The 2,497-nt window shown below is 32.2% G+C and carries 1 protein-coding gene and 2 rRNA genes; 1 reads left to right on the top strand and 2 read right to left on the bottom strand.

The genetic code is table 11. The features are described from left to right. Positions 1–196: ribosomal RNA gene (locus BN2409_RS00015) — 16S ribosomal RNA — on the bottom strand; the annotation flags it as partial. Between the two features lie 745 nt (positions 197–941). Between BN2409_RS00015 and BN2409_RS00020 the strand changes: the two genes are divergently transcribed. Next, positions 942–2,120: a pyridoxal phosphate-dependent aminotransferase gene (locus BN2409_RS00020; RefSeq protein WP_053954656.1), complete on the top strand. Its 1,179-nt coding sequence runs from the start codon at positions 942–944 to the stop codon at positions 2,118–2,120. Positions 2,121–2,309: 189 nt separating this feature from the next. On the opposite strand, the gene rrf is transcribed toward BN2409_RS00020, so the two are convergent. Next, a 5S ribosomal RNA gene (gene rrf / locus BN2409_RS00025) occupies positions 2,310–2,426 on the bottom strand. Between the last annotated feature and the right edge of the window lie 71 nt (positions 2,427–2,497).

The raw sequence follows: 2,497 nt of genomic DNA on the forward strand, positions 1-2,497 counted from the left end.
GTTTTATGAGGTATTAATCCCGGTTTCCCGAGGCTATCCCTCTGTATAGGGCAGGTTGCCCACGCGTTACTCACCCGTCCGCCGCTAACTCCTTTTTATTCCACCCGAAGGCTTCCTAAAAATTCATTCGCTCGACTTGCATGTGTTAGGCACGCCGCCAGCGTTCATCCTGAGCCAGGATCAAACTCTCAATTAAAATCTTCGAGGTTTGTGCTTCTTGCTCAAAATATCATTTTGGCATTTTGCATGTTTTTGCTTGTCATTTCTTGTGCTGTTTAGTTTTCAAAGGTCAATCTCTTTTTATGCCGCCGTTGTTTTGGCGACTTAAATATCTTATCATTTTTGTTTCTTGTTGTCAACCACTTTTTTTACAATATTATTTGCGACAACGAAATATATAATATCATATCTATCATAATTCGTCAACTAGAAGTTCTTTCTAGTCTTAGAAGCTTACCCCTCTTGTGAAGGACAAGTATTACTATACCATTTTTTTTATATGTCGTCAATATCTTTTTATTCTAAATATCTGTTTTTATTCTATTTTATCTTTAAACCAGTACTTTTCTTTACTTATTTCTACTTTTATTGATTTTGTTTTTTAACTTTTTTAATTTATCTATTCATTTTATATCATATAATGATTGTTAAAAAGTCTAATTATGCTATAATAAATCAAAATAAAAGTAGACAAAATCATAAAATTCGTAAACTCATGGCGCCAACGAAATCTTTTCATTTCATTCAAGATTTCCGTTGCTTAAAAAACGTCACTCATTTTCACAAATTCTCAATAAATCTTCCTTATTTCTATGACTTTGCTAAAATATACTTTGTCAATAGTCTGACTTATGTAATATAAGTTTTTACTTTCACAATGTACAAAATAATAAGATAAGATGAGATCTGATGAAAAATTTTCAAAATAGGAGGTACTTTACATGCTATCATCCAAATTAAATAAAATTACACCTTCCTTTACTATAGGAATCAGCGCAAAAGTAAAAGAATTAAAAAATAATGGTTTAGATATTATTGATTTAAGTATTGGAGAACCAGATTTTTTTACTCCAGATGCTGCAAAAGAAAATGCAATAAAAGCCATTACCCACAATAAAACCAAATATGATTTAGCTGTAGGTTTAACAGATCTTAGAAAAGCTATTCAAAATAAACTCCAAAATGAAAATGATGTGTCTTATGCTTTAGATGAAATTGTCGTATCTAGTGGTGCAAAACATGCCATCACTAATACACTTATTGCTCTTTTAAATTTTGAAGATGAAGTACTTATCCCTAAACCTTTTTGGGTAAGTTATCCTGAAATGGTTAAATTAGTAGGAGGCAATCCTGTCTTTATAGATACAAAAAAAGAAAATCAATTCAAAGTCACAGCAAAAGATATAGAAGATGCACTCACTCCAAAAACAAAAATGATCTTTATTACAAATCCTTCTAATCCAACAGGAGCTGTATACACAAAGGAGGAACTACATGCTATCGTAGATGTTTGTACAAAACACAATTTGTATATTCTTGCAGATGAAATTTATGAAAAAATTTGTTATACAGATACTTTCACAAGTATTGCCTCTCTTTCTGAATGTGCAAAAAATATTACCATTACTGTGAACGGATTGTCTAAATCTGCTGCTATGACCGGATGGAGAATTGGCTATACTGCTTCTAATAAAACTATTGCGAAGGCTCTAGGAACTATACAAGGTCACTTAGTATCTCATCCTAGTACTATTTCTCAGTATGCTGCTTTATCCGCCTTAACAAGCTGTCAAAGTGAGATGAAAGAAATGATTCGTATATATAAAAATAGAAGAGATGCAGCTATACAACAACTAAACGAAATAAAAAGTATTGACTTTATTCATCCTGATGGAGCTTTTTATCTTTTTATTGATTTATCTGCTCTTAAAAATAAGTTTACATGGAAAGATAGCTTTTCTATTGAGTTTTGTAATGATTTATTAATCAATGGAGAGGTCGCAGTAGTTCCTGGAATAGCTTTTGGAAATGATGATTTTATTCGAATATCCTATGCTTGTGATGAAAAACACTTATTAGATGGAATCCATAGAATTAAAACTTTTATACAAAAACTCTAGTTTGTCTTTAGTCTGAGCTTCCTACTTAATGATAGGAAGCTTTTTATATATGAATAGAATGTGGATAACTTTCTGAATTTTAAGTTTTATCCACATTCTATTCACTTTACTTTTATATACAAATTGAATAAGATCTCAAAAATAACAGAAAAAAAGACCTAAGACGGTCCTGCGTCCTAAGTCCTTTTAAACTAGCGACGACCTACTCTCCCAGGGCGCTACCGCCCAAGTACCATCAGCGCTGAGGAGCTTAACTTCTGTGTTCGATATGGGAACAGGTGTAGCCTCCTCGCTATTGTCACTAGATGTGATACATAAATGTACCTTCAAAATTAAACAATGCAAAATCTGGTCAAGTCCTCGACCGATTAGTACCT

This window comes from Inediibacterium massiliense, assembly GCF_001282725.1.
Lineage (GTDB): Bacteria > Bacillota > Clostridia > Peptostreptococcales > Thermotaleaceae > Anaerophilus > Anaerophilus massiliensis.